This is a genomic window from Halomicrobium sp. IBSBa (assembly GCF_017612575.1).
Taxonomy (GTDB): Archaea; Halobacteriota; Halobacteria; order Halobacteriales; family Haloarculaceae; genus Halomicrobium.
The window spans coordinates 1-25,865 of record NZ_JADPQC010000010.1 but is presented as its reverse complement, the minus strand read 5'-3'; the positions used below and the strand labels follow the sequence as shown (position 1 = coordinate 25,865).

Here is a 25,865-nt window from a genome sequence, read left to right as displayed (position 1 = left end):
TTCGCGCACCACTGACGCGGTTACTCCGGGTCGAGACGCGTGACGGTGAGGTGTTCGACGGTCGACCGTGCCAGTTCCTCGGGCTGGACGCTACAGACCGTAGTGCCGACCCAGACGGGGTCGGTCAGCTCGATACGGCGCTGGTCGAGTGGCCGCCACGACCGACCGTCCGTCGAGCAGTAGATCGTCAGCGTGTCGTCGACCCGGTCCACGCGGTACCACGGGGCATCGAGCGACGACTCTTCGAGATGGCGGGTCGTGCCGCTGGCACCCTGGCTCGTCCGCCAGTCGATTTTCGTCCCGTGGCCCTCGGTGAGGCCGACGTGTCCGTACGACGCCTCGTCGTCGAGTCCGTCTCTGACCATCAGCCCGGCGGTGCTCCACTCGTTGGCACCGTCGAGGTCGGTGAACTGCCCCTCGATCCGCACCGGCCCCTCGACGCGGGCACAGCGGTAGTGAAACTCGTTCCACTCGCCGTAGATGTTCTTGCCGGAGCCGGTGACGTGCCAGCGGCCCTCGTCTGCCGTCGACTCGCCCGCGACGAGCACGTCGCCGACGTCGACCCCCTCGGTGAGCGAGAGCGTCTCGTCGGCGGTCGGCGCGACCGACGGATCGGCGACCGCGAGCGTGTTCCGGAGTTCGATTCGGGCTCCGCCGGCCCAACTCTCCGTGAGAGAGAGCTCCCAGTTGCGCTGTTCGGCGATGTTCGTGACGATACTCAGCCCCGTCCCGGTGCCGGTTCTGGTCGTCGTGTACCCGTCTTCGAAGACGCGCTCTCGCTCGGTCTCGGGAATTCCCGGACCGTCGTCGGCGACGTACAGCCCACCGGACGGCAGCGGTCCGACGCGGACGGTCACGCCCGAGCAGCCGTGATCGACCGCGTTCTTGAGCAGGTTTTCGAGGACCGGCCGGATGCTCGATCGGGGCGCGTTGACGACGGCGTCCGGCCCGAACTCGACCTCCAGCGACGCGGCGTCGAAGCCGACCAGTTCCCACACGTCCTCGACGAGGGTGGGCAGGGACACCGGGCTCGACTGTCCGACGCCGACCCCCTCGGGCGAGAGCGACGAGTTCTCCAGGACCGTCTGCGTGAGGTCGTCGAGGATCTCGTCGATGCGCGTGATCGCCTCGCTGGCCTGTTCGAGCGTCGTCACGTCGCCGGTCTCGCGGGCCAGAGCGATCCGGCCGCTGGCGATCTGGATGGGGCTCTTCATGTCGTGTCGGATCGACCGGACGAACTCCTCCATCCGTTGGTCCTGGCACTTCAGGCGCTCCCGACGCTCGACGATCTCCGTCACGTCGCGAGTCCAGCCGACGAGTCCGACGACCTCGCCGTCGTGTTCCCAGGGCAGTTTCGTCGTCCACGACCAGTGGGTGCCGTCGGGGGTCGTGTAACTCGCCTCCTTGTCGTAGAGTGGCTCACCCTCCTCGATGACCCGAAGGTCGTCCTCGTAGGACTCGACGGCGTTGTCCGACTCCCCGTACATATCCACGTCAGTCTGGCCGATGAACGCCTCCGAGCTGAAATCGCCCGGACTCGTCGACTTGCGGAGGTGGCGAGCCTCGCGGTCCTTGACGTACACCGCACCCTCGACGCCGTCGAGGATCGTCCTGAACATGCTACTCTCGGCGGCCTGGTCGCGGCGGCGTTCGTACCGATCGACGGCAGCAGCGAGGCGGTCGGGCAGGTCGTCTTCGTCGAGGACGATCTCGCTCGCACCGGCCTGCGTGGCGTGTGCCGCCGTCCGACCGGCCGAGTCCCCGAGCGACAGGAGGATGGGGCGGTGCTCGTCGACCGCGTGAATCTGTTCACACGCCTCGACGACCGACGCGTCGGTCGGGGCTGCCGTCACCAGCACGCAGCCCACGTCCCGACGGTCCGACAGCGTCGTGAGCGCGGCCTCGAGGCTGTCGACAACGACGACCTCGCCGATCGAGCCCGCCGTCGAGGCAGACCGAGTCGGGGCCACCGCCCGCTCGCGTCCGCCGACCACGAGAACCGTGGTCGAGTCACTCAGTAAGTCGTCCATCGGTCACCTGTTCCGAGTGATAGCACCAGCCGACGCGTCTTAATTCCCAGCTTTTCTTTCGATAATCTGACGTAGTATGAATTGTTCTCGCTCTGAAATTAGCCAGAAACGCGGTGCGGCGTCCGTCGAGGACGGCCCGGAACACCGACCCCGAGTCCGTGACGGCGATACGACGCCACTGAGACTGGCAGTGCTATAGTAGCTATTGAAAATTGATACACACCCGATCGCACGACGGCAGTGCGATCGGTGTGTCAATCGTATCGATTGTTACTATAGACGGGCAAAAGACGAGGGCGACCGAGACGGTCGCCACGAACGCACCCGCTGCGCTCGCCGTGCGGGCCCGGCGACAAGTAGTCCGGTGTCGGACGGCAGTCGTAGCGACGGTCCGGAGAGGTCTATTCCGTGGCGACACCTCCCATCAGCAACGACTGCCGGCCGTATCAGGCGACGTTGAATCCCTTATCGCGCAGGAAGTCCTCGACGCGGCCCGTGTGGTTACCCTGGAGTTCGATCTGACCGTCCTCGACGGTCCCGCCGCAGGCGAACTTGGACTTGAGATCCGACGACAGGCTGTCCATGTCCACGTCCGATGGATCGAACCCTTCGATGATCGTTACCTCCTTACCGTAACGGCGCTCGTCGATGCGGATGTTGATCTCCTGAGACTCCTTGGCCACGTCTTCGCAGACGCAGAGTTCCTCAGGGAGCCCGCACGTCGAGCAGACTTCCGACATTACACTGCGGGCTACGAAATCAACGTATTAAATACTGTCGGGGTTATTTCGCCGTGCCACGCGAGCGAACGATCTCGTCGACGAGCGAGACGGCCCGATCGGCCGCCGCCTCGTCGACCGTGCCGGCGTAGCGAGCCCGTTCTCTGATCGACGCCACCTCGCGTGCGCGCTCGTCGGCGTCGACGGCATCGAGGTACGCTCGGACGGTCTCGTCGGGACGGCGCGGCCGGTCGTGTTCGCGACCCAGATAGTACACGAGCCGCTGAAAGGCCCGCTCGGTGTCTCGCTCGGGGGTCGACCGGGGCTGGTAGTAGAGCCACACGCTCCGGTAGACGCGCCGGCCCAGATCGCTCCGGCGCACGCCGATCACGGTCCCGGCGATCGCGAGCAGTCCCAGTGCCGCCTCCCGACGGGACGGCAGCGAACCGGCCGGACCAGGGCGATCCGTCGTCGCATCGGCAATCTCGGTGCGGGCCTCACCCACTCGCGTCGCGGTCGAGATGCTGTCTTCCGGGTTGACGCCGGGACGGGTCTGTGGACCGAGCGGCGTTCCCCCGGCGTCGGTAGCGTTGTCGACCGGTGTGAGCGGCTGGGGAGTCGCCGTCGGCGTCGGCGACCACTCCGGGCCGCCGCTCTCGTTGGTGTCGACGGACGGGCGATCTCGTTGCCGGGCCGACTCGACGTTCCGGTCGCGGGCGCTCTCGCGGTCGCTGGCCGGCGTCGGATCGAACCGGACCCAGCCGTACTCTTCGAAGTAGACCTCGACCCAGGCGTGGGCGTTCTGTCCGCGCACGACCCAGCGGTCCTCGGCGACCCGTTCGCCGGACGTGTAGCCGACGGCCATCCGTGCCGGGATGTCCTGTGTCCGCAACATCGTCGCCATCGTCGTCGCGTAGTAGGTGCAGTAGCCGGCCGACATCTCGAAGAGGAACGCGTCGGCGACGTTGCCGTCGGGACGGCGCACGTCAAGCGAGTACTCGCGGTTGTTCTCCAGCCAGTTCTCGATCGTCAGGGCCGTCTCGTAGGGCGTGCGGGCCTCGCGTGTGAGCCGGTCGGTCCGCTCGCCGACGCGGTCTGGCGTGCTCGCCGGCAGTTGCGTGTACGTCTCCTCGATCTGCTGGGGGTACGCACGCGTGGTGTCGTTGAGCTGGGCCGGCGTGGCCGCGGGGACGGCGCTGGTGACGCGATAGCTGTCGCCCTCTCGAATGGGTGCGCCGGTCGCGAGGCCCCCGTCGCCATCGACGCGTGTGGCGGGGTTGCCACGGCTCTGGATCGGTTTCCAGGCCGCCGGCATCACCCCGGCGTCCGTTTCGGCCCGAAAGCGCTGCTCGACGATCCGGGTCGGGCCGGGCGGCTCGTCGAGTCGGCCACCGCCGTACGCGCGGCTGTTGGTCTGACTGACCCACCCGTCGCCGGTGTACCGGTCGAAGCTCCCGATCCGCCAGTAGCGAGGCTCGCTGCTGGTGACGGTAAAGCGGACCTCGGGCGAGAGGCTGATCGAGCCCTGGACCGAGAGCTGGTCGCCGCTCTGGAGGAGACTCGCCTCGACCGTCTCCGAGCCGGTGCCGTCGACGTTCAGCGACAGTCCCGCAGTGGCGGGGACGACCGACACCAGCGACGGGACGACAACCATCAGCGCGGCCGTCACGAGGATCGTCTCGGCGTCGACGATCGGTTCGCCGCGGCGGTCGAAGTCGCCAAAGCCAAGCGACGCCACCGCGGCGACGACGCCCGACAGCGTCGTCAGCAGGTCGGCGTCGCCGGTCAGGACCAGGAACCCCAGCGTCCCGCCCGCCGCGGCGACGGCCAGGGCATACCGGCGTCGCATCGCGAAGTACCACGTCAGGAAGGTGGGTGCGGGCGTGACACCGAGCACCCACGCCCGGATGTTGGTGATCCGCAGGAGCGTGTTGCCAGTCAGCAAGGAGAGCGTGTCGGTCAGCAACTCCCCGATCCGCGGCGAGCCGCTCAGTTGCTGGACGTACCACCAGAGCCCGACCAGCAGGAGGACGCCGCCGAGCGCGACGGCGCTGCGCGGGGTCAGGAGACGGGCCAGCACCGTCGCGGCGACCAGCGAGGCAGCGACGACCGCCAGAAACCGCGAAGGGAGCCCGACCACGTCGATGAAGAAGTACAGCACTTGCAGCGTCGAGCCGAGCAGCGCCGCGACCGCGACCAGCGCCGCGGTGCGTGTCCGTCCGGGGACGCCGACACTCTCGACTGCGGGCCAGTCGAGTCCCAGCCGGTCTGCCGTACTCACGAGACACCCTCCGCGACCAGCGGATTGTCGCGCGTGGTCGTCAGTTCCGCCAGTTCGTGGACGGCGTCGCCAAGCGAGACGCTCACGCCCGTGGCGTCGGCACGGATACGTACGTCGGCACGGTTCCAGGCGGTCTCGTCGACGTCGCCGCTGCTCGTCCGCGCGAGGAGTTCGAGCGCCCGCTGGCGGTGGCGCTGGCCGTGGCCCGCCTCGATCGAGCCGGCCGGGACCGTCATCGCGGTGGTCAGCCCCGCCCGGAGCGCGCCGACGAGGACCGTCGCCGCGCCAGCGGCCATCTCGTCGGCGTGGCCCTCGGTCGACTGGGCGGCGATCGAGAGCCCCTCGTCGCCGACGGGATCGGAGAACTCCGTCACCAGCAGGTCGTCGTGCTTGGCACTGGACTTCCAGTGGACGTCTCGCAGCGAGTCGCCGGGCACGTACTCGCGGAGTCGGTCGAACTCGCTGCGCTGGCCGCTGTCCAGTCCCAGCGTTCGCTCGAAGGTCGCGCCACCCAGTGAGTAGACCGGCGGATAGACGACGACCTCCGTGCGCTCGGTGACCTCGTGGCGTTGTTCGACCAGTCCGAGCACGTCCCGGACGGCGACGGTCGTCCGAGTGAGTTCGTAGACGCCCCGGGCGTCGTACGCGAGGTCGTAGCTGACCGTCGCCGGCAGCGTCCGCTCGAACTCGGCCGCCGCCGACAGGCCGTCGGCGAGTTCCTCGGAGATCGTCGCGACGCCGCGTCCCTCGACCGTCAGCGAGACGGTCCGGGACTCGCCGGGAAAGCCACGGCGGGGCTGGCTGCGCTCGACCGTCGGTGCCCCCGCACGCTTCACCTGGAGCGCGCCGACCGCGAGGGCAATCGACAGCGGCGCGGCGACGGCGTTCAGCGACCGCGGGCCGGACAGCCACGCCATCGTCACTGCCAGCCCCACGACGGCGAGCGTCGCGACGCCGCGGCGTGTCGGTCTCATTCTTCGATCGGGACAGTGTCGAGGGCCGTCCGGACCAGCCCCGCGCCGGTCTGTTCGGCGGTGTCGGTTCGGATGCGGTGAGGTAACACGACACGTGCTTCCGCGCGCACGTCGTCGGGGACGACGTAGTCTCGGCCGTCCAGCACCGCGCGGGCCTGTGCCGCCCGCAAGAGCGCGATACTCCCGCGCGGGCTCACGCCAAGCTGACCGTGTTCGCGGGTGTAGCGTGCCAGTCGCGTCGCGTACTCGCGCAGCGGTGCCTCGATCGTCACGTCCGAGACCGTCCGCTGGGCCCGGCGAAACTCCGCGACGCTGGCGACCGGCGAGAGGCGCTCGATCGGGTGGTCGCTGACGACGCGAGCGAGCATGGCCGCCTCGTCGTCGGCGCTGGGGTAGCCGAGGTGGAGCTTCTTCATGAAGCGGTCCAGCTCCGCCATCGGGAGCGCGTAAGTCCGGTTCTGCTCGACGGTGTTCTGGGTCGCGATGACGGTGAACGGATCGGGTACGTCCCGTGTGTCCCCGTCGACCGTGACCTGCTCTTCTTCCATCGCTTCCAGCAGCGCCGACTGGGTCTTGGGCGGCGCGCGGTTGATCTCGTCGCCCAGGACGACGTTCGCGAAGATCGGCCCCTCCTGGAACGTGAACGTCTCGGTCTGCTGGTTGTACACGTTCACACCGGTTACGTCCGACGGCAACAGATCCGGCGTGAACTGGACGCGCTTGAACGTGCCGTCGAAGGAGGCTGCGACGGCCTTCGCCAGCATCGTCTTGCCGACGCCGGGAACGTCCTCCAGGAGGATGTGGCCCCGCCCCAGCATCGCGGTCAGGATGTGTTCGATCTCCTCGTGGTGGCCGACGATGACCCGCTCGACGTTCTCGATGACCTGGGTCGCGACTCGGTTCGCCTCGCCGAGGGCAGACTCGGTGTGGGACCCTCGTGGTGTGTCGGTATCTGTCATTGTTGTCAGTGTCCACCGCAGGCACGCTGTCACGGGACCACGCCCCCGGCAGTGGCCCCGTCGGCGGACGGCCTGGCACTGCCGCCGCCGGGCGCGATGCCAGTCGTGACCCCTCCTTAGGGATCAGCGCTTGTAATACTGCTGCCTGTTAGCTCGACACATACACGACCGCAGACAGACGACACGGTCCCCAGGACCGTCGATCTACCACTCCTTGCAGTCGGGACAGACCAGCCCGTCCTCGCCCTGCCAGCGGTACGAAACCGAGGCCCCACACGCGCGACAGGGCTCGCCGTCGGGCGACCAGGCCGCCGTCGTCACTGCCGGCTCGACGCTGTCCGGCGATACCCGACCGCCCTCCTCGCCCGCCTGCTCGTCCTCACTCGTCGACGACTCGTCTCGGGGTTCGTCGTCCGTGGCGTCGCCGACGAAGTCCGTCAGCGAGGCGTCGTCACTCATACCAGCCCGTTGGGACGGGCGAACATTGGACCTGTCGGTGGGGACCGAACCGCGCCCGGACTCGCCGACAGCGATTTCGGCCCCGGCGACCTCCGACGAGACGTGACCGCGACGGTACGCCGAGACGCACTGCTGGCCGCCCTCGCGTCGGCCGGACTGCTCGCGCTGTTGATCGCCGAACGGGCACTCGACACGCTCACCGCCCCGGCAGCGATCGCCAGCGGCGTCGCGGTGGCGCTCCTGGTCGAAGTCGCGTTTCTGCGATCGTCGACGGTCGCGCGCCTGTGGACGCGCCCGGCGGTCCAGCTGGGCTCGACGGCCGGGCTCCTCGCCGTGGGACTGGCTGGCTACGCGCTCGCCGGGCCACTCGTCGTGGCGGCGCTGTCCTGGGGACTGGTCACCTACTTCGCCCTGCTCTGTGTGCTCCTGGCGAGCGGTCGCCGTCCGGCGAGCGAGTGACGAACGACGGCGGCCGAAAGAGCTTTGTCGTGGTACCCAATACCACGGGTGATGATCGACGGCTCCACGTGCCCGAACTGCGACGGCCACGTCTCCACGACCAACGGCACCGACTACGAGTGTGACGACTGCGGGAGCGAGTTCGACACCGCCGACCTCTTTCTGCCCTGATCCCCGACAGTTTTGCCGACGCCCGACCAAGCGGTGAGCGATGGTCACGGTTCGCCCCGCCGAACACGGCGACGTCCCGGCGATACAGCGCGTCGCCCGAGAAACCTGGCACGCCGCCTACGATTCCGTCCTCGGCCCCGAAGCCGTCGACGCGACGATCGAGGAGTGGTACGCCGACTCGGTCGTCGCCGACGGCGTCACGAACGACGCGACCGCCTACCTCGTCGCGGTCGACGACGGCGTCGTCGGATACGCCTTCGGTGGCCAGATCGAAGCCGACCTCGCCAGCCTGTCGGCGATCTACGTCCAGCCCGACCGCTGGGGCGCGGGCATCGGACACCGACTGTTCGTCGCTCTCACCGACCGACTCCGAGAGCGCGGCCGCGAACGGCTCCAGATCCGCGTGCTCGCGGCCAACGACCGAGCACGAACGTTCTACGAGCGCCACGGCGCGACCCTCGTCGACCGCCAGCAGATCACGCTCGCCGACGTTCCCGTCGACGAAGTGACCTACGAACGACCGCTGTGAGTCGCCGCCCGCTTTCGAAATCCTTTTTGATACCCTCGGCCTCGTCACGAATGCGCGCCGCCTTAGCTCAGACTGGGAGAGCACTCGACTGAAGATCGGGCTGTCCCCGGTTCAAATCCGGGAGGCGGCATACCCTTCTCGGTTTACATGCCGGAACGACATTCCCCCTTAGCCGGGGGTCTCTCGCGGGGTGGTCGGTGTGATCGATCCCGACCCCGCAGACAAGGGTGACGGAGCCGATTCTGACGACGCGAACCCCGGGGAAGAGAGCCTCGAAACCACCGTGCAGGAGCTGTCTGCACGGATGGACGCGCTCTCCAAGCAGGTCTCGGGACTCCGTGAGGAACTACACGACGAGCGAGAGCAACGCGCGGAGCTGGAGGACGAGCTGGAAGCGCGCGACGAACGGATCGACGAACTCGAAGCGGAAGTCGGACGGCTCGACGCACGCACCGACATCCTCGAAGTCGTCGAGAACGCCGACAAGATGTCCGGTAAGCAACGCGCGGTCACGCTGGTCCAGCACCTTCACCGAGCGGCGAAAGCGCGTTCCGCGAGTTCAGAGAAATCGCTCTGATGTGTGTCGTCTATAACATCAAGCGTGCCGTGAAACAGTGAATTCCAATGCCGCATGGCGATTCAGCACAGTCTTTCAACCGGTTGATTAATAATGATCCGCGGGGGATAAGAAGGCATGGTTGAAATTGTGAATAGCACAACAACCTATTTATTCATTCTGGTTGTGTCAATTTGGATCTGCCACAGAATATTAGAGAGTTATTTATTACATGAAGATTTTCTAAATCCATATATGCGAATTGCAGTTGTGACTTTGGGCAGTCTGGTAGGGGGTGTGTTTCTATCAAAAATAACTATAATATTTCTTTAATAATCCGTTCGATTGGTGCTTGCAAGGACTGCGGTCTCGAAACGCCAAACGTTCGAAGGCGTGTCCATATCAACTCCCACTCTTTTTCGCACTCTGCCGTCGGCCCGTAATCGCTATCGGCAATTTCGAGCAGGAAGCTGGCCCAGCAAAACAACAATCGAAGGGTGTCATTGATTCTGTGGCACCCTCGTTCAAAGCTGAATTCCTTAGTTGGTATGAGAGAGGGAGAGAGAATACTACAATAGACGCTCGAAACCAGATCAAAAACGGTCATTGTATTATGATCTGATCTACATTGATTGGGACTGTCCTAGTTGACCAAGAAATTTGTCGAAGTTCATCGAGAACAACGACACGAACCCCGTCACATCGCGATAGAGCCCCGCTCTCGGACCCAGACGGTAGCTGCTACTGTCGCAGTGCGTACTGCGAGCGATCTCTCCGGGCAAACGCAGCGGTTCCGCGCACGTCGGCGGTCCTCCGACCGCCGGCCACGAGCGAAGTTTGTATGACGGACGGCCGAAAAGGGACGCGTAATGGGATCGCCGAACGTCTTGCTCGTCGTGCTCGATGCGACCAGGAAGGACCACCTCTCCTGTTACGGTTACAACCGGCCGACGACGCCGGAGCTGGACGCGTTGGCGCAGGCGGGGACGCGCTACGAGCAGGCGATCGCGCCGGCACCGTGGACGCCGCCCTCCCACGCGTCGATGTTCACGGGGCGGTATCCGTCCGGGCACGGGAGTTTCGGCACGCAACCGCTGGGAGAGTACGACGGGGCGACCGTCGCCGAGTTGCTCTCGGCGGCGGGGTACGCGACGTTCGGGTTCAGCAACTCCCACCACACCAGCATCGAACAGGAGTTCGACCGCGGGTTCGACTACTACCACGACATCCTCGCGTTGCCGCGGTTCATGGACACGATGTACGAGCCCAGCCTGGATTTCCTGCGGTTTCTCCCGCGGTACTTCCGGGACGGCTACGACATCTCGGACTTCCAGCGGCGCAAGCTCGAAACGCAGGTCCGGCGGGCCGACGACCCCTTCTTCGGGTTCATCAACTTCAACGCCGCACACGCGCCCTACAGGCCACCCGAGGAGTTCAGAGCGCCGTTCGAGGAGCGGTTCGACGACTGGGACGCGGTCGACGAGACGGCGGCCCGGAAGGTCGGCGACGACGAGGGGTACGAGTACATCCTGGGCGACGTGACGATGTCGGCGACGGAGTGGGAGCTCGTGGAGTGCTGGTACGACGCCGAGATCAGGTACGTGGACGCGCTGCTGGGCGAGCTGTTCGACTGTCTGCGACGGCAGGGGGTCTACGACGACACGCTCGTCGTCGTCACCGCGGACCACGGCGAGCACTTCGGCGAGCACGGGCTGGCCTACCACCAGTTCTCGCTGTTCGAGGAACTACTCAACGTCCCGCTGCTGGTCAAGTGGCCCGAGAGCGACCGGCCGTCGCCGGCTCCCGGGACGGTGTCGGACCGGCTCGTGTCGCTGGTCGATCTCGTCCCGACGATCTGTGAGTGGGCCGGCGTCGCGGTGCCAGACGAGGTCGACGGCCGGGCACTGACCGGTGACGACGACCGCGACGCGGTCTTCGCGGAGTACGACCGACCGTATCCGCCGCTGCGCGAGCGGCTCCAGCAGTACGACAGCTTCGAAGCGTACGACAGGGGCTTGCAGGCGGTTCGGACCGAGACGCACAAGCTGATCCGGCCGACAGTCGGGGAGACGACACTGTATCGCCTGACCGACGACGGCGAGGTCGAGGTCTCCGACGACGAGCGCGAGGCGGCACTGGCCAGCCGGCTTGACGAAACGCTCGAACCGCTCCCCGATTCGAGTCGAACCACGGAGCTAGACGATCACGTCAGCGACCACTTGGAGAAGATGGGCTACCTGTGAGGGCCGGCGGTGTCAGTAGTCCCGGACTGCGGCGACGATCCCCGCGGTCTGGCCGACGCCAGCGACTGCGAGGCCGGCGACCGGCACCAGAGGGTCGCCGCTCACGAGGGTCCCCGCGACGTAGACGATCGCGCCGAGAGCGCTCAGGACCGCACCGCCCGTGTACGCAAGCGGCGAGCGGTCGACGTGTCGACCAGTGTACGCCAGTCCGCCGGCCGGGACGAGCAGCCAGCCGACGACGGTGAGCCACAGCAGCGACGACGCGGGCGGCGTCTGCAAGAGGCCGGTCGTCCCGACCAGCGTGAGCGCGAGACCGACGAGCAAGACGAGTCGCCACGCGCGCAAGACGCCGCGGCGCATCGCCGACCACGAGAGCACGGTGAAGGCGACGAGGACGGCGTCCATCACTAAGTGAGCGATCAGGACCGTCCGGAGCGCCAGCACGTCCAGGTGTGCGGCGATCGCGAACGTCCAGGCCAGCGGCACGAGGACGACGGGACCGTTCTCGCGGAGGCGACGAAGCATACAGAGCGCATTGTGATCGGCCCACAAGAACGTGGTGTGACACTGGCGCGCACAATCCTTTTGCCGTGCCGCACTGATGATCGAGTATGACATACCGGGTCGTCGGCGCGAACTTCGACCAGATGCATATGAACACGAATCTCGGCTGGGCCCACGACCACCCCGAGATGGAGGTCGTCGCCGTCTGCGACGAGGAGGCGGAGACCTCGACCGGCTCCGTCGAGACGGCGGTCGAAGAGTGCGAGCTCACCGAGGACGACATCTACGACGATCTGGAGCAGTGTCTCGAAGCGACGGCACCGGACGTGGTGTTTGGCTGCCCGCGCAACTCGAAACACGCCACGTTCGTCGAGCGGGTCGCGGCCTACGACGTACACCTCGCCATCGAGAAGCCCATGGCCGTCACGCTCGCCGACGCCGACCGGATGCTCGACGCGATGGCCGACACGGACCGGCGCTTCGTCGTCAACTGGCCGGTGATGTGGGACCCCGTGAAACACACCGTCGAGGACCTCGTGGCCAGTGGCACCGTCGGCGACGTGATCGAGGTCCAGTACTACGGAGGCAACGCGGGCGCGCCGCCGGACGACAGCTGGTTCTACGATCCCGAGGACGGGGGCGGCTCGATGCTTGACTACCTCGGCTACGGTGCGACGTTCTCGACGTGGTTCCGCGGCGGAGAGCTGCCCGAGTCGGTGACCGCCGAGCGGTACGTCCCGGAGGGGATGGACGTCGACGTACAGAGCTCGACGATCTGTCGGTACGAGGAGGGGTTGTCGACGCTCCAGACCTCCTGGCGGCTGCTCACCAACCCCTGGGAGATCCAGCCCCAGCCGGTGAAGGGGTACGAGATCGTCGGGACCGAGGGGACCGTCAGCACGCGCACCCCCGACGCGGCGATCCGCGTGACGACCGCAGATCGGCCGAAGGGGTACACCGTCGAGCCGGATCCGCTGCCCGACCGCTTCGAGAACCTGGCGACCTACCTCGTCGACCTGATCGAGACCGATCGGGAGCCGGAGGGGCCGGCCGATCCCGCCTTCTGCCGGGAGGCCCACCGGATCATCGAGACGGCACGCCGGAGCGCACAGCGGGGCGAGCGACTCGACCTGGTGGAGTGACCGACGTTACTGGAGGTTCACGGTCAGCAGCCACGCCTGCCCGAAGGCGAGCGCGCCGAGCACGAGGTGGACGAGCGTCTCGTAGTACCGCGGACGGACGGCCGTCTCCAGATCGAGGAGGAGGCGGGCCGGTCGCAGGCAGAGGTAGGCCGTGACCGACAGCGCGGGGAGCACGGTCAGGCCGAGCAGCCGCGGGCCGCGAGTGATCGAGAGTTCGCCGTCGACGCCGATGTGCCAGCCGACGATCATCGTCTCCGGGAGCGACGGGGCCAGCAGGAACCCCGAGACGGCCGTCGCGAGGACCAGCCCGAGCGACGTGAGTTCGGGGAGAGCGCGCCGGGAGACAGTCACGGCTCGCTCACGACCGTTGGGTCGGCGCTGGCGCTGTCTCGACTCGACGGTGCCGTTCGCTGCGTTGAGGCCGGGCGGGCAGCCAGCGAGGCGCGTCCGTACCGCCAGACGAGGCCGACGGCCAACGCCGAGACGGCGGCCACGAACAGCGGTCCGAACGCGCCGGGGACGATAACGGTGTCTGACATCGGTAGGGCACACTGGGTCGGCCGGGAGCATAGGAACACGACCAGTGCTTCACGCGCTGAAGCACCGGAGTCGTTTTTACGGTCGCCTCGCGCGTACCGACTACCGTGAGCGAGGACCCCGATATCGGGACTGTCGCGGGGCTGCTCGAAGACGAGACAGCACGACGCATCCTCACGCAAACCAGCCAGGAACCCATGTCAGCGAGTACACTCGAACAGCGGTGTGACGCGTCAGGACCGACGATCTACCGTCGGCTCGAACAGCTCGAAGCGTCCGACCTGATCGTCGGACAGACTCGGCCCGACCCCGAAGGGGGCCACCACCGGACGGTGTACGAACCGAACGTCCGGAGCGTGACCGTGGAACTGGTCGAGGGGGAGCTGGAACTGTCGATCGACCGCCGGGAGAACATGGCCGACCGGCTCACGCGGTTCGTGGAGGAGATCTAGATGACGATAGAGATACTCGGGACGGTCGGACTGCTGTTACAGGGCTACGAACTGGTCGGTGCGGCGCTTGGCCTGTTCATCGCCTACCTGGCGTTCAGGGGCTACCGGCGCAACGACAGCCGACCGATGCTGTTCTTCGCGATCGGCTTCGGCATCATTCTGGGGTTGCCACTCCCCGTCGTCGCGCTGTCACTGCTGTTCCCGTGGCTGTCCGGTCCGGGTGGACAGGCGATCATTCAGACGTTCGAACTCGTCGGTCTCCTCTGTATCATCTACGCGCTCCGGATGGATCCCTGACGGTCACACCGTCGACCGTCACTCCCGTGCGGGCGGTGGGGTGTACCCCTCCAGATCGGCGTCCCGCAGGTCGACGTCGGCCCCGTCTTCGGCGGCCTTGTACGCGGCCATGCAGAGCCGGAGGATCCGGACGCCGTCGGACAGGTCGAGCCTCGCGTTCTCGCCGGCCCGGAACGCCGCCACTGCGTCCCGGTTCTCGGCGACGAACCCGCTCTTCACTACGTCAGCGGCGGCGATGGGCATTCGCCCGCTGGTGGCGGTCTGTTTCTCCGCCCACCCCTCGCCCTCGCCCAGTTCGTCCGAGAAGAAGACGCTGGAAGACTCGTCGTCGGACAGCACCTGCCCGGAGTACTCCGGCCCGAGCAGCTCGATCGTCCGTCGGACGCCGGAACCGACGTAACACCACGAGCCCGTCGCTTCCGAGACGACGGTCCGCCCGTCGCCGTCCTCGTAGCGCACCGTCGTCCGGGCGTAGTCGTCGACCGGGTTCGACTGGAAGTCGATGCCGAAGTCGGCTTCGAGCTGGTCGGCGTAGTCGTCCTGTTGCCACTTGATCGTCTCCGTGTCGGCGGAGACGCTGACCGGTTCGAGGTCGTCCTCGCCGTCCGGGTCCGACAGCAGGAAGTCGTTGCCCGCGAGCGCGTGACACAGCATGTCCGTCAGCGCGCCCCCGCCCTGCTTGCGGCCGTCCCAGAACCACCCGGAGTGGGGACCGCCGTGTTCGGCCTGCGATCGGGCGATGTAGGGACGGCCGGCCCCGCGGCCCTGCTCCCACAGCAGCGCCCGGAGCTTGTCGATGTCGGGCTCGTGGGGCCAGTTCTCCAGATAGGCGTGAGGGAGCTCCGCCCCCTCGACGAGGTCGACGATCCGGTTGGCCTCCCGAAGGTTCCGCGCGACCGGTTTCTCCAGGGCGATGCCCCGTAGCTCGGCCCCGTCTTCGACCGCCTCGACGGCGGCCTCGACCACGTCGACGCGCGTGAAGTTCGGGCTGGTCACCCACAGCCCGTCGACGTCGGGGTCCGCGACGAGGTCGGCGACGGCGTCCTCGCCGTAGACGCTCGGATCGCCCCACCCCTCCTCGCGGCAGGTGTCGGCGAGCGATTCCGCGTTCTCCCGCGTGCGGTTCTGGATTCCCGCGACGTGAACGTCCGGGAGGTACCCCACGCTGGGTGCGTGCGATTCGCGCGTAATGAACCCCGCACTGACGAAGCCGATGCCGAAGGAGTCGGTCATACAGGAAGGCAGTGAGCCAACGACTAAAACGCTCAGGGTCGGCTGGCTGTTACCAGTTCCAGGGACCGAACTCGAGGTCGATGACGCGCTCGCGGCGGTCGATCGAGTCGATCAGGGCGAGATCGTCGTCGTCCAGTTCCAGATCGAGCGCGGCGAGGTTCTGCTGCATGTGCTCGCGACTGCTGGCCTTGGGGATGGCGGCGACGTTGTCGTGGCTGGTGATCCACGCGAGGCTGACCTGGGCGGGCGTGGCGTCGTGTTTCTCGGCGACCTCTCGAATCTCGGGAACGTCGAAGACCGCGCCCTTGGCCAGCGGGGAGTAGGCGACGAACGTGTAGTCGTGTGCCTGGGCGTGAGCGACGAGGTCGTCCTGTGGCAGGAGTGGGTGCATCTCGGCCTGGTGGGCGAAAAGCGGCGCGTCGAGCACGTCCATCGCTTCGTCGAGCAGTTCGGGGGTGAAGTTCGACAGCCCGACGTGGCGGGTCTTGCCCGCGTCGTAGGCGTCGTCGTAGGCCGGCAGCACTGTCTCGTGGTCGTAGACGCCGGAGGGCCAGTGGACGTACAGCAGATCGACGGCGTCGACGCCCAGCCTGTCGAGACAGCCGTCGATGGCGTCGGGCACCTGGTCGGCCTCGGGCGGCACGTCGTGGTGGACAGTCTTTGTCGAGAGCCACACGTCGTCGCGGTCGACGGCCGACGATCGCAGTCCCTCACCGACGTACCGCTCGTTCTCGTACACCTGTGCGGTATCGACGTGGCGAAAGCCAACGTCGAGCGCGGTGCTGACGTTGTCGGTCCACTGCTCGCGGTCGTCCTCCGAGTAGGTCCCCAGACCGAGCGGCGGCATGTCGTCTCGTGGCATCACTCGAACCAGTGGTTGGGACGACTTGCCGCTGGCGGTCGCGGACGACACGTGTCGTCGTAACCCAAGCGCAGGTCACGCCGTCGGCTCGACCAGCGCCGCGTCGGCCCGGTAGACGATCTGCATCGGCAGGCCGTTGTCGTCGAGCGGTGGCCGAGGCGGGAGCGAGCGCAGTCGCCCCTCGTGGGGGAGTGCCGTGTAGGCAAGCGCCACCGCGTCGAGTACGTCGGCGACGGTGACCGGTGCGTCGTCCACCGCCTCGGCGGCGGACTGGACCGCGGGCGGAGCGTCCCGATCGATCGACGCTAGCGTGCGCAGGCGTTCGGCGTACCCGCCGGCAGTCCGGCGGTCGTGCTCCATGCGCTCGCCCGCGAACGCGAGGAAGGCGACTTCTGGGTGGGCGGCAGCGAGGAGATCACGGGCCTCGGAGAACTCCCGGAGCAACTGATCGACCGTCGCGATCGTCTCGCTGAGTTCGAAGGCCCGCTCGGAGAGGGACACCCCGGTCGCGCGCTCGTGCGTGCGGTTCGCGACGGGGTAGCGCCGCTTGCGCAGCGCCTCGCGTGCCGGCGGGGCGACGATCTCGTCGGCCCGTGGCCCTACGAGGGTGCGGGCCAACTCGTCACACTCGCGCTCGCCCTCGGCTTCCTCGACCAGTCCGATCGGCACGTCGACGAGGATCGCGGCCGCGTCCTCCTCGTAGCGAAACCAGAGGTCACCGATCCCGTCGAAGGTCGCCGCGTGGTCGAACCCCGCCCGGTCGAACGCCACCGCGATCCAGGTCCCGTCGGCGACGTGTGCCCCGACCCAGACGCCGTCGTCTGCCATACCGGCCTCTGGCGGTGAGAACACAAAAACGTACGCCGCGACGACCCGGCACAGATACACTCGTGTGGTGGATTGCTGCCGGACCGGGGTGCAAACCAACGTCGGGCGCGGCGCTGGGAGGGCGAGACGAACCCCATCGGAGACCGTGGTCCGTGGTACACCGACCCTCGGAAGTATTATCCGTCCCCCTCTCATGCGTACAATCGCAATGGCAACCGGTACTGTTGATTTCTTCAACGACACGGGCGGTTACGGCTTTATCGAAACTGAGGACGCTGACGACGACGTGTTCTTCCACATGGAAGACGTGGGCGGCCCGGACCTCGAGGAAGGCCAGGAGATCGAATTCGACATCGAACAGGCCGACAAAGGCCCCCGCGCGACGAACGTCACCCGACTGTAAGTCGGTCGCTTTCGTCAGCGGTCTCGGAGTGCGTGCTCGGCCGTAATCGCCGTTCTACGTCTCTCCGGCAATTTTCGTTTCTATGAACCGGCCAGCGACGCCGAAGCCCTTCGGTGTCTCACGCCCAGTTCGCCAGTGGACTTAACAGCGCGTCGTGAGATCGTTCGAACATGTCCGAACACGTCCGCGCGAGACTACTGGCGGGAAACCGGGCCCACGTCGAGAGCCGGCCGGCGGGCTACTTCGACGAAGTCCAGGAGGAGCAACACCCGGCCGCCGTCTCGATTTGTTGTGCCGACTCGCGGGTCTCACAGGAGGGGATGTTCGACGTCGACGGCCCCGGCTGGCTCTTTACGCCGAGCAACATCGGCAACCAGGCGTGGGACGTCGTCGACGGCCAGAAGGTCGTCAACGGCAATCTCCTGTATCCGATCGAGTACACCGGCACGAGGACGATCGCGGTCGTCGGCCACACGGGGTGTGGCGCGGTGACGGCGGCCTACCACGCCGGCACGGGATCGAGTCACAGCCACCCCAGCGGGATCGCGAAGTGGATCGACACGCTGGGTTCGGTCGTCGCGGACGGTCTAGAGGCCGTCGACACGGACGCCGACGAGGCGACTGTCGTCAATCGACTCGTCGAGTACAACGTCGACCGACAGGTCGCCTTCCTCCAAGAGGCCGAGGCGATCCCAGACGACGTGTCGGTGTACGGGTTCGTCTACGACCTCCACGGCGCGTACGACGGCCCGCGCGGGCGGACGTACCTCGTAAACGACGACGGCGAGACCGATCCGGCGGCAGTGCGGGCAGCGCTCGACGAGGGAGACGAGGAGTACGCACAGCGGCTCACTTCGTAGTCGGGCGCTCCGTCGGCTCGGCCGCGTCGGACCCACGAGCGGCGTGTTCGTGGTGCCAGTACACGCAGCCAGCAAAGAGGAGGACGACGCCGACGAGGGGCGGCTGGGCGATCGAGAACAGCGCGCGTGCCGTGGCCTCTAGCGTCGCGGCAGTCTCGGCCGGGAGCGGTGCGACGACCAGCAACTGCTCGACTGACGGGTACGAGATGATCGCGGAGAGGCCGAGCGTCCCGGCGAGAAAGAGCCTGCGGACGCGCCCCGGCTGCAGGCGATAGAGGACGACCAGCAGCGGGTAGTACAGCAGCGAGTAGTAGAACGGCTCCAGTGGCAGGTACGCGAGCGCGGCCAGCAGCGTCGCGAGGAGCCCGACCAGCCGTCCGACCTCGGTCCGCAGGTCGCGAAGCGACGCCAGCACGACCGGGACCAACAGCACCAGCGCGACGGCAGCGAGCGCGTCGGGAGACAGATCCGGAGCGAGTGCAGCCAGCGGCCGCCGAATCGTCACGAACATCGCCGACGGATCGAGGCCACCGGAGAAGGCTTCTGCCTGCCGCTCGCCGGGGACGACTTCGGTGAAGAAGGTCCACGTCGGCCCGACGCCGAACACGACCAGCCCGGCCGCGATCGTCCCCAGTCCGGTCGCGACCGCAGCGCCGACGGCACGCCAGGACCGCTGGGCCAGGAGCCAGAGCCCGACCACGGCCGGGAACAGCTTCACCGCCCCGGCCAGCGCGAAGGTCCCGCCGGCACGCAACTCACGGTCACCCGCCAGCAGTCGCGCGCCGACGGCGATCGCCAGGGCCAACTGGAGGTTCACCTGTCCCATCACCAGCACCGGCACCGAGTGGATCGAGCCGAGGACGACCCCACCAACGAGCAGGCGGTCCCGCCGAGCCAGCGCGACACCGGCGTCCTCGATGGCACGGACGATCACCACCGCGAGGACGGCCGCCGTCACGAGGTTGCACGCGGTCTGGAGCAGGTACGCACCCAGCGGGCTCCCGGTCAGGACGTGCGGGACGAACGCCAGCAACACCAGCGGCGGATAGATGTAGTGAAAGGTCGGGTGAGAGGGGGGCGTCACGGCGTAGGGGTCCCCGCCGGCCAGCAGCGTCGTGCCGGCGTGGTAGTACACGTCGGTGGCGACCGCCACCTGTGCGGGGCGAAGCAGCGGCACGGCGAGCAGGTAGACCAGTCCCGCGACGATCGTGGCCGCGAGCGTCGCCCGCACCGCTCTTCGCTCGTCGGTCACTGTGAGTACTTCGTGAGTTCCGTCAGCGGAACGAGCCGGTGTTCGACCGTCGGCTTCGTGTATCCGGCCGACTCCTCGGTGACGCCGGCGGTGTACACCTCGACTTTCTGCTGGAGCACGTGGGGCTCACCCTGCTTGTTCTTGATGATGTCGACCGATTGCCACGCCTCTGATTCCATGCCCGTTCTGAGAGTGGCGACCTACCTCATACTTGCGGTGGTCACTACCCCCGACCGATCAACGAGTCGGCTCCCAGCGCCAGATGATCGCCGACTCCTCGCGGTCGGGCTCCTGTGGGTTCCAGACCAGGAGAATGCGTGCGTCGCCGAGATCGAGGTACCCGCCAGACGCCGGCCGGGGCGTCACCTGGTTCGCACCGATGGAGATCGTCTCGCCGGCTTCGAGGACCGAGCCGGCCTGTGTCCCCAGCGGGTCGGCGCTCTCGTCGATAGAGACCGGCGTCCCCGTCTCGTCGACCGCACCACGGAGCTGCAGAGACAGCTGGCGGGTCTCGATCCGGTCCCCACTCCGGACGGTGAGATGGAAGTACTGACCGTTCGGTGTCGTCTGTTCGTCGTACTGTGCCGTCATCGCGACCGACGGCGCGGGCTCCTGGCCTCGGTCACCGAACTGAAGCGCGAAGACGCTGATCGTCGCCGCCAGCACCACGACGATCGCGACCAGTACCACCACGCCGATAACGGGACTAACGCCTCTGTCACTCCGACCACCCACGGTCGTCATCGTTCCGTCCGTCGGCCTCGAACGGATTAAACCATCGTTCGAGATCGAACGGTGAGACGGTCAGCCGCGGTTAGTCGGCCGTCTCCAGCAGCGCCTCGGGTGGCTCGCCGGGAAGTTCGTCGCGGTCGTGGGCCGCGTCGAAGTCGGGCTCGGGGCCGGCCGGGACGATCCGTTTGGGACTCACGTCCGGGTGGGTCGTGTAGTAGTGCTCTTTGATGTGGTCCATGTTCACCGTCTCGCTCACGCCCGGCGTCTGGTACAGGTCGCGCAGATACGGCCAGAGGTTGTCGTACTGCTCGATGAGACGGCGATTGCACATGAAGTGGGTGTGGTACACTTCGTCGAACCGCACCAGCGTCGTGAACATGCAGATGTCGGCCTCCGTGAGTCGGTCGCCAGCGAGGTACCGCTGGTCGGCCAGCACCGCGTCCCAGTGGTCCAGCGCGTCGAACAGTTCGTCGACGGCGTCGTCGTAGGCCGCCTGACTGTCGGCGAAACCGGTACGGTAGACGCCGTTGTTGATCGGCTCGTAGATCTCGTCGATGATCCGGTCGACCGCCTCGCGGTAGCCCTCCGGGTAGAGGTCCACGTCTCTGGTCGCGACCGCGTCGAACTCGGTGTCGAGCATCCGAAGGATCTCTTCGGACTCGTTGTTGACGATCGTCTCCTCGCGTTTGTCCCACAGCACGGGGACGGTCACTCGACCCGTCATCGCCGGGTCGGCGGCCTGGTACACCTCTCGCAGGTAGTCGCTGCCGTTGACGCTGTCCTCGGTACAGCCGACTTTCTCTGGCGTGAACTGCCAGCCGTCGTCGCCGCGGAACGGATCGACGTAGTCGACGGAGATCGCGTCTTCGAGCCCCTTCAGCGACCGGATCAGCAGCGTTCGGTGAGCCCACGGGCAGGCCAGACAGACGTAGAGGTGGTACCGGCCGGCCTCGGGCTGGAAGCGTGCGTCGGGATCGTCCTCGGTGCGGTCTCGGAACGACGTGGTGCCCCGCTCGAACTCCCCGTCCTCGTTCGTCGTCTGATAGGCGTCGGTGCGCCACTCCCCGTCTACGAGCATATTCATCGTACTCTCTCTTGGGGCTACACGTTCAAAAACGGCCCAGTGACACGCGGGTTACCGTGCAACAGCGACACACGGAGACGCCGGGAGTTCGAAGGCTTAATACGCTCGCTCGGCCACGTATCCGCCAAGAGTATCTATGTCGGACAAGCCAGCCTCGATGTACCGGGAAATCAACAAGCCCTCGTACACGCGCCGCGAGTACATCACGGGCATTCCCGGTTCGAAGATCGCACAGCACCAGATGGGTAACAAGGACGCCGACCCCGAGGACTACCCGGTCCAGATCTCCCTGATCGTCGAGGAAGAGTGTCAGCTGCGCCACGGTTCCATGGAGGCCTCGCGCCTCTCGGCGAACCGCCACCTCATCAAGGAGTTCGGCGAAGGCAACTACAAGATGACGCTGCGGAAGTTCCCCCACCAGGTCATCAGAGAGAACAAACAGGCAACCGGTGCCGGGGCCGACCGTGTCTCCGACGGCATGCGCCAGGCCTTCGGGAAGATCGTCGGCACCGCCGCCCGCGTCCAGGCCAACGAGCGTCTGTTCACGGCCTACTGCGAGGTCGACCAGGCCGAGGAAGTCAAGGAAGCGTTCCGCCGCGCGTACAACAAGATCACGCCCCCGTGCCGCATCAAGGTCGAACGCGGCGAAGAGCAGCTGATCGCGTAAGCTGAAGCGGCGCTGGCGGATTTCTGCCACCTCGGGCTTCGGTAGTCAGTTTTCTCCACGCCGAGCGTCAGATTCAGGGGCACAGCACCGAAGAGCAACGTATGCTCAGGCTGGCCGTGCCGACGAGAGCCGAGACGTTCGATCGCATGCGCGAGCCACTGGCCCAGCGTGGGATCGAAGTCTCGCACGTCCGGACCGACGAGCGGACGGTCTCGCTCGCCGACTCGCCGTTCGACGAGTACGACGCCGGCTTCGTCTTCCCGCCGCGACTCGCCGAGGGCGGCGTCGCCGATGCACTCCTGGACGTGCCGTGGGTCAACGACCGCGAGGCGATCTTGCGTTCCCGACACAAGGGCGAGGCACTCGCCCACCTCTCGCAGGCCGGCCTCCCGACGCCCGAGACCGTCGTCGTCTCCAACCCGATCGACGAAGCCGATCTCAGGGCAGCATTCGAGCAGTTCGATCCGCCGGTGGTCGTCAAGCCCAACGCGACGACCCGCGGGGTCGGCGTCGCGAAGGCCCACGACCTCGACTCGTTCCTGGGCGTCTGTGACTACCTCGATCTGGTCCACGACTATCGGGCGACCGGCGACCAGTCCTTTCTCGTCCAGGAGTATCTCCCCGACGCACGGGACTACCGGGCGATGATCGTCGACGGCGAGTACGTCGGCGCGGTCGAGCGCCGCCTCCCCGAGGACGCACTGGCCAGCGGCCAGTGGAAGCACAACGTCCACCGAGGGGCCGAGGCCACCGGCGTGACGCTCGCGTCCGAAAAACGAGAACTGGCACGGCGAGCAGCAGCGGCGCTGGAGATCGACTATCTCGGCGTCGACCTCCTCGTGACCGACGAGCGGACGGTCGTCAACGAGACGAACGCACGCCCGACGATCGACAGTGCCACCAAGTACGAAACGGGATTCTGGGACGACGTCGCGGCGCTGATCGAGACGACAGCAAAGAGCCAGTAGGCCAGCGATTCAGTTCAGACTGATGTCGCTGGGATCCTCTGCACGGTCGAACGTGACTTCGAGAATACCGTTGTTGTACGTCGCGTTCGCGGAGTGCTCGTCGACGCGGGCGGGCAGCGTGATCTGGTCGTCGTAGTCGCGGTGGGTCCCGGCCGCTTCGATCGTCAAGACCGTACCGTCGCACTTCAGATCGATGTCGTCCTTGTCGACACCCGGCACGTCGGCGACGACCCGGAGCTGATCGTCCGTCTCGTGTACGTCGAGGTGCATATCTGTGCCTCTCGAACCGCCGCCACCCTGTTCGATGTGGACGTCGCCCTCCGGTCCCATCACGTCGTTCATCATCCGCTCTAGCTCGCGGAAGAACTCGTCGAAGGGGTCGTCGCGGTCGTCGCGTCTCATCCTACCTACCCTAGACGGACGTTGGGGAATAAACCTTCGGCCCACCCGTTGGAGAATCAGACGCAGGTCTACAACGAGGACGACCGAGGGCGACAATGAGCGGCCCGTATACGTGGATACGCTGATGGCCCCACGTCGACGACCGCCTCTACCGAGACGGTGTCTCTGACGGACTATCCAGGCACCGACACCGAAACGAATATTGCGGACATCGACACGAGGAACGTGAACGAAACGATCCGATTGCGATTGTTTGAGCTCGGTTTTGATCGGGATATATCACCCGGATTGCGTTCAGAGACGCAGCCACGAACCCACACCATGAATAGCAGTATAACGTCGACACGCTCCGCAGATGCAACCCCATTGCCGGCGGGGAACAGAATTATAATACCAAACGAACTATCTTGCACCCATATATTGACAATCGGAATAGAATACTGGTCATTTCAGTGTAGACAATGACCAGTTGCGGTGCCAGACGTTGACAACGAGAGAGAACAGTACCGAATCACGTCCACTTCGAAAACCATTTACTGACGGTGGACGGGCTATGTACCATGAGCGAAGAAACCGTTCGCGTCGGAGTCAACGGCTTCGGCCGCATCGGTCGCAACGTGTTCCGCGCATCGCTGGACAACGACGCCGTCGAGATCGTCGGCATCAACGACGTGATGGAAGACGAGGAGATGGAGTATCTCGCCAAGTACGACTCCGTCATGGGACGACTCGACGGTGCCAGCCTCGACGACGGGACTCTGACCGTCGAGGGAACCGACTTCGAGGCGGGCGTCTTCCACGAGACCGACCCGACCCAGCTTCCCTGGGAAGAGCTGGACGTCGACATCGCCTTCGAGTCGACCGGCATCTTCCGCAGTCACGAGGACGCGAGCCAACACCTCGACGCCGGTGCCGACAAAGTCGTCATCTCCGCGCCGCCGAAGGGCGACACGCCGGTCAAGCAACTCGTCTACGGCGTCAACCACGACGAGTACGACGGTGAAGACGTCGTCTCGAACGCGTCCTGTACGACCAACTCCATCACCCCGGTCGCGAAGGTACTGCAAGACGAATTCGGGATCGAGTCGGGACAGTTGACGACGGTCCACGCCTACACGGGCACCCAGAACCTCGTCGACGGCCCCAACAGCAAGCCCCGCCGTCGCCGCGCTGCAGCCGAGAACATCATCCCGACGACGACGGGCGCTGCTCAGGCCGCGACCGAAGTCCTCCCCGAACTCGAAGGGAAACTCGACGGGATGGCCATGCGCGTCCCGGTCCCCGACGGTTCGATCACCGAGTTCGTCTGTACACTCGAAACGGACGCCACGGAGAGCGACATCAACGCCGCGTTCGAGGCCGCTGCCGACGGAGAACTCGAAGGCGTACTGGGTGTCAGCGACGACCCGATCGTCTCTCGGGACGTGCTGGGCCAGCCGTACTCGACGATGGTCGACCTCGAGAACACGAACGTCGTCGGCAACCTCGTCAAAGTGCTGACCTGGTACGACAACGAGTTCGGCTTCGCCAATCGCATGCTCGACCTCGCCGAGTACGTCGCCGAGTAACGCCTCTTCAGCGTGTCATAGAATACGTCTCACACCCTCTACGTCGTGATTCTAATCATTCATCTCACGCCTAAGTGAGCGAGACACTGCATTTCACAATCTATTTCAGACGGAGCTGTTCGAAATCTTCTAGTTGGGAACTATTGTATGACAGGCTTCCTCTTTCCAGCGACTTCTACGGTCTTCTCGATCGAACACACCGATTCGTCACTGAGAGTAGTCGAGCCGACGGTCGTGGTTCGAACTACTCTCCGCGTCTGTGCGTCGTAGAAAGCCAAGGGTCGGATTTGAACCGACGATGGGCGGCTCTGCAGGCCGCTGCGTTAGGCCGAACTCTGCCACCTTGGCGCAGTTTCAGGTAACGGGGTGGTTCGCTTAAGCGTAGCGGTCTCGGTTCGACACTCCTCCGTCGACGACTGCCGAAGGCGCTACGTCGACTCCCACGACAAACGAAACCGCCGACTGCTACTGTCGCGTGGTCACGACCACAGCGTCGTGTCGGCGCTGTCGATAGACACAGTGTCGCCACTGCTAAGCACGGAGAGACCGGGCACTACCGCTCCCCGGTCGATATGAAAAAAGCCCGCAGCCACCACGGCTGCGGGCTCTGTAGTATGAATAGCAGGCGGCGAACCGGCTTTCCCAGGGGTTCGCACACCCCAGTACTCACCGGAACGCTGGCAGGCTTAACCGC

The 25,865-nt window shown here is 66.1% G+C and carries 29 protein-coding genes and 2 tRNA genes; 13 read left to right on the top strand and 18 right to left on the bottom strand.

Annotated features, from left to right (window positions below):
* Positions 1 to 20: 20 nt before the first annotated feature.
* From IL252_RS16450 to IL252_RS16425, 6 genes are all read right to left on the bottom strand, one after another.
* Positions 21 to 2,030: an ATP-binding protein gene (locus IL252_RS16450; protein ID WP_208628906.1), complete on the bottom strand. Its 2,010-nt coding sequence runs from the start codon at positions 2,028 to 2,030 to the stop codon at positions 21 to 23.
* A 446-nt stretch (positions 2,031 to 2,476) separates the two neighbouring features.
* Entirely contained in the window at positions 2,477 to 2,770 is a 294-nt protein-coding gene (gene yciH / locus IL252_RS16445; RefSeq protein WP_015761607.1) for a stress response translation initiation inhibitor YciH, read from the bottom strand.
* Between the two features lie 43 nt (positions 2,771 to 2,813).
* On the bottom strand, positions 2,814 to 5,030 hold the full coding sequence (locus tag IL252_RS16440) for a DUF3488 and transglutaminase-like domain-containing protein (RefSeq protein ID WP_208628905.1): 2,217 nt from the start codon (positions 5,028 to 5,030) through the stop codon (positions 2,814 to 2,816).
* A complete protein-coding gene (locus IL252_RS16435) occupies positions 5,027 to 6,004 on the bottom strand; it encodes a DUF58 domain-containing protein (RefSeq protein ID WP_208628904.1) in 978 nt (325 codons plus the stop codon). The genes IL252_RS16440 and IL252_RS16435 overlap by 4 nt, the downstream gene beginning before the upstream one ends.
* Complete coding sequence (locus IL252_RS16430) at positions 6,001 to 6,963, bottom strand: MoxR family ATPase (RefSeq protein WP_208628903.1); 963 nt, start codon at positions 6,961 to 6,963, stop codon at positions 6,001 to 6,003. The genes IL252_RS16435 and IL252_RS16430 overlap by 4 nt, the downstream gene beginning before the upstream one ends.
* 204 nt (positions 6,964 to 7,167) lie before the next feature.
* Entirely contained in the window at positions 7,168 to 7,422 is a 255-nt protein-coding gene (locus tag IL252_RS16425) for a hypothetical protein (protein WP_208628902.1), read from the bottom strand.
* A 102-nt stretch (positions 7,423 to 7,524) separates the two neighbouring features.
* Here IL252_RS16425 and IL252_RS16420 point away from each other — a divergent pair, with 102 nt between their 5' ends.
* The 5 genes from IL252_RS16420 (at position 7,525) to IL252_RS16400 (ending at position 11,380) form a co-directional block, all read left to right on the top strand.
* The gene (locus tag IL252_RS16420; RefSeq protein ID WP_208628901.1) at positions 7,525 to 7,881 is read left to right on the top strand and encodes a hypothetical protein; all 357 of its coding nucleotides are present in this window, start codon (positions 7,525 to 7,527) and stop codon (positions 7,879 to 7,881) included.
* 211 nt (positions 7,882 to 8,092) lie between these two features.
* Positions 8,093 to 8,581, top strand: coding sequence for a GNAT family N-acetyltransferase (locus tag IL252_RS16415; RefSeq protein ID WP_208628900.1), 489 nt, complete (start codon positions 8,093 to 8,095; stop codon positions 8,579 to 8,581).
* A 56-nt stretch (positions 8,582 to 8,637) separates the two neighbouring features.
* A tRNA-Phe gene (locus tag IL252_RS16410) sits at positions 8,638 to 8,711 on the top strand.
* Between the two features lie 69 nt (positions 8,712 to 8,780).
* Positions 8,781 to 9,158 (top strand): hypothetical protein, encoded by a 378-nt coding sequence (locus IL252_RS16405; protein WP_244257301.1) that lies wholly within the window; start codon positions 8,781 to 8,783, stop codon positions 9,156 to 9,158.
* An 848-nt stretch (positions 9,159 to 10,006) separates the two neighbouring features.
* Positions 10,007 to 11,380, top strand: coding sequence for a sulfatase (locus IL252_RS16400; RefSeq protein WP_208628899.1), 1,374 nt, complete (start codon positions 10,007 to 10,009; stop codon positions 11,378 to 11,380).
* Positions 11,381 to 11,392: 12 nt separating this feature from the next.
* Here the strand turns inward: IL252_RS16400 and IL252_RS16395 are convergent, their stop codons facing one another.
* Positions 11,393 to 11,905 (bottom strand): hypothetical protein, encoded by a 513-nt coding sequence (locus IL252_RS16395; protein ID WP_208628898.1) that lies wholly within the window; start codon positions 11,903 to 11,905, stop codon positions 11,393 to 11,395.
* 86 nt (positions 11,906 to 11,991) lie between these two features.
* On the opposite strand from IL252_RS16395, the gene IL252_RS16390 reads away from it, so the two are divergent.
* Entirely contained in the window at positions 11,992 to 13,026 is a 1,035-nt protein-coding gene (locus tag IL252_RS16390) for a Gfo/Idh/MocA family protein (protein ID WP_208628897.1), read from the top strand.
* Positions 13,027 to 13,032: 6 nt separating this feature from the next.
* Here IL252_RS16390 and IL252_RS16385 read toward each other — a convergent pair whose 3' ends face one another.
* Together IL252_RS16385 and IL252_RS16380 are read right to left on the bottom strand one after the other, a co-directional pair.
* Positions 13,033 to 13,377, bottom strand: coding sequence for a hypothetical protein (locus IL252_RS16385; RefSeq protein WP_208628896.1), 345 nt, complete (start codon positions 13,375 to 13,377; stop codon positions 13,033 to 13,035).
* Positions 13,374 to 13,565: a hypothetical protein gene (locus tag IL252_RS16380; protein ID WP_208628895.1), complete on the bottom strand. Its 192-nt coding sequence runs from the start codon at positions 13,563 to 13,565 to the stop codon at positions 13,374 to 13,376. Before IL252_RS16380 ends, IL252_RS16385 begins: the two co-directional genes overlap by 4 nt.
* Before the next feature lie 105 nt (positions 13,566 to 13,670).
* Here IL252_RS16380 and IL252_RS16375 point away from each other — a divergent pair, with 105 nt between their 5' ends.
* Together IL252_RS16375 and IL252_RS16370 are read left to right on the top strand one after the other, a co-directional pair.
* Positions 13,671 to 14,015: a helix-turn-helix domain-containing protein gene (locus tag IL252_RS16375; RefSeq protein ID WP_170092849.1), complete on the top strand. Its 345-nt coding sequence runs from the start codon at positions 13,671 to 13,673 to the stop codon at positions 14,013 to 14,015.
* Positions 14,016 to 14,312 carry a hypothetical protein gene (locus IL252_RS16370; protein ID WP_208628894.1) on the top strand — a complete coding sequence of 99 codons (297 nt, stop codon included), beginning with the start codon at positions 14,016 to 14,018 and terminating at the stop codon, positions 14,310 to 14,312.
* An 18-nt stretch (positions 14,313 to 14,330) separates the two neighbouring features.
* On the opposite strand, the gene IL252_RS16365 is transcribed toward IL252_RS16370, so the two are convergent.
* From IL252_RS16365 to IL252_RS16355, 3 genes are all read right to left on the bottom strand, one after another.
* Entirely contained in the window at positions 14,331 to 15,545 is a 1,215-nt protein-coding gene (locus IL252_RS16365) for a Gfo/Idh/MocA family protein (protein ID WP_208628893.1), read from the bottom strand.
* A gap of 49 nt (positions 15,546 to 15,594) precedes the next feature.
* Complete coding sequence (locus IL252_RS16360) at positions 15,595 to 16,407, bottom strand: aldo/keto reductase (protein ID WP_208628892.1); 813 nt, start codon at positions 16,405 to 16,407, stop codon at positions 15,595 to 15,597.
* A 75-nt stretch (positions 16,408 to 16,482) separates the two neighbouring features.
* Positions 16,483 to 17,235 carry a DUF429 domain-containing protein gene (locus tag IL252_RS16355; protein ID WP_208628891.1) on the bottom strand — a complete coding sequence of 251 codons (753 nt, stop codon included), beginning with the start codon at positions 17,233 to 17,235 and terminating at the stop codon, positions 16,483 to 16,485.
* 208 nt (positions 17,236 to 17,443) lie between these two features.
* Here IL252_RS16355 and IL252_RS16350 point away from each other — a divergent pair, with 208 nt between their 5' ends.
* Together IL252_RS16350 and IL252_RS16345 are read left to right on the top strand one after the other, a co-directional pair.
* Positions 17,444 to 17,638: a cold-shock protein gene (locus IL252_RS16350; protein ID WP_018256778.1), complete on the top strand. Its 195-nt coding sequence runs from the start codon at positions 17,444 to 17,446 to the stop codon at positions 17,636 to 17,638.
* Positions 17,639 to 17,808: 170 nt separating this feature from the next.
* The gene (locus tag IL252_RS16345) at positions 17,809 to 18,498 is read left to right on the top strand and encodes a carbonic anhydrase (protein WP_208628890.1); all 690 of its coding nucleotides are present in this window, start codon (positions 17,809 to 17,811) and stop codon (positions 18,496 to 18,498) included.
* On the opposite strand, the gene IL252_RS16340 is transcribed toward IL252_RS16345, so the two are convergent.
* The 4 genes from IL252_RS16340 to IL252_RS16325 form a co-directional block, all read right to left on the bottom strand.
* On the bottom strand, positions 18,488 to 19,750 hold the full coding sequence (locus IL252_RS16340; protein ID WP_208628889.1) for a glycosyltransferase family 87 protein: 1,263 nt from the start codon (positions 19,748 to 19,750) through the stop codon (positions 18,488 to 18,490). The genes IL252_RS16345 and IL252_RS16340 overlap by 11 nt on opposite strands.
* Positions 19,747 to 19,929 carry a hypothetical protein gene (locus IL252_RS16335; RefSeq protein WP_208628888.1) on the bottom strand — a complete coding sequence of 61 codons (183 nt, stop codon included), beginning with the start codon at positions 19,927 to 19,929 and terminating at the stop codon, positions 19,747 to 19,749. Before IL252_RS16335 ends, IL252_RS16340 begins: the two co-directional genes overlap by 4 nt.
* Before the next feature lie 58 nt (positions 19,930 to 19,987).
* Positions 19,988 to 20,494 (bottom strand): type IV pilin, encoded by a 507-nt coding sequence (locus IL252_RS16330; protein WP_208628887.1) that lies wholly within the window; start codon positions 20,492 to 20,494, stop codon positions 19,988 to 19,990.
* Positions 20,495 to 20,564: 70 nt separating this feature from the next.
* A complete protein-coding gene (locus IL252_RS16325; protein WP_208628886.1) occupies positions 20,565 to 21,566 on the bottom strand; it encodes a glutathione S-transferase family protein in 1,002 nt (333 codons plus the stop codon).
* 136 nt (positions 21,567 to 21,702) lie between these two features.
* Here IL252_RS16325 and IL252_RS16320 point away from each other — a divergent pair, with 136 nt between their 5' ends.
* Both IL252_RS16320 and IL252_RS16315 read left to right on the top strand, forming a co-directional pair.
* The gene (locus IL252_RS16320) at positions 21,703 to 22,233 is read left to right on the top strand and encodes a 50S ribosomal protein L16 (protein WP_015761633.1); all 531 of its coding nucleotides are present in this window, start codon (positions 21,703 to 21,705) and stop codon (positions 22,231 to 22,233) included.
* Between the two features lie 101 nt (positions 22,234 to 22,334).
* The gene (locus IL252_RS16315) at positions 22,335 to 23,201 is read left to right on the top strand and encodes a RimK family alpha-L-glutamate ligase (RefSeq protein WP_208628885.1); all 867 of its coding nucleotides are present in this window, start codon (positions 22,335 to 22,337) and stop codon (positions 23,199 to 23,201) included.
* Between the two features lie 9 nt (positions 23,202 to 23,210).
* Here IL252_RS16315 and IL252_RS16310 read toward each other — a convergent pair whose 3' ends face one another.
* Positions 23,211 to 23,603, bottom strand: a complete 393-nt coding sequence (locus IL252_RS16310) for an Hsp20/alpha crystallin family protein (RefSeq protein WP_018256786.1) — start codon at positions 23,601 to 23,603, stop codon at positions 23,211 to 23,213.
* A 560-nt stretch (positions 23,604 to 24,163) separates the two neighbouring features.
* On the opposite strand from IL252_RS16310, the gene gap reads away from it, so the two are divergent.
* On the top strand, positions 24,164 to 25,171 hold the full coding sequence (gap, locus tag IL252_RS16305) for a type I glyceraldehyde-3-phosphate dehydrogenase (RefSeq protein WP_208628884.1): 1,008 nt from the start codon (positions 24,164 to 24,166) through the stop codon (positions 25,169 to 25,171).
* A gap of 272 nt (positions 25,172 to 25,443) precedes the next feature.
* Here the strand turns inward: gap and IL252_RS16300 are convergent.
* A tRNA-Cys gene (locus tag IL252_RS16300) sits at positions 25,444 to 25,519 on the bottom strand.
* Positions 25,520 to 25,865 lie beyond the last annotated feature (346 nt).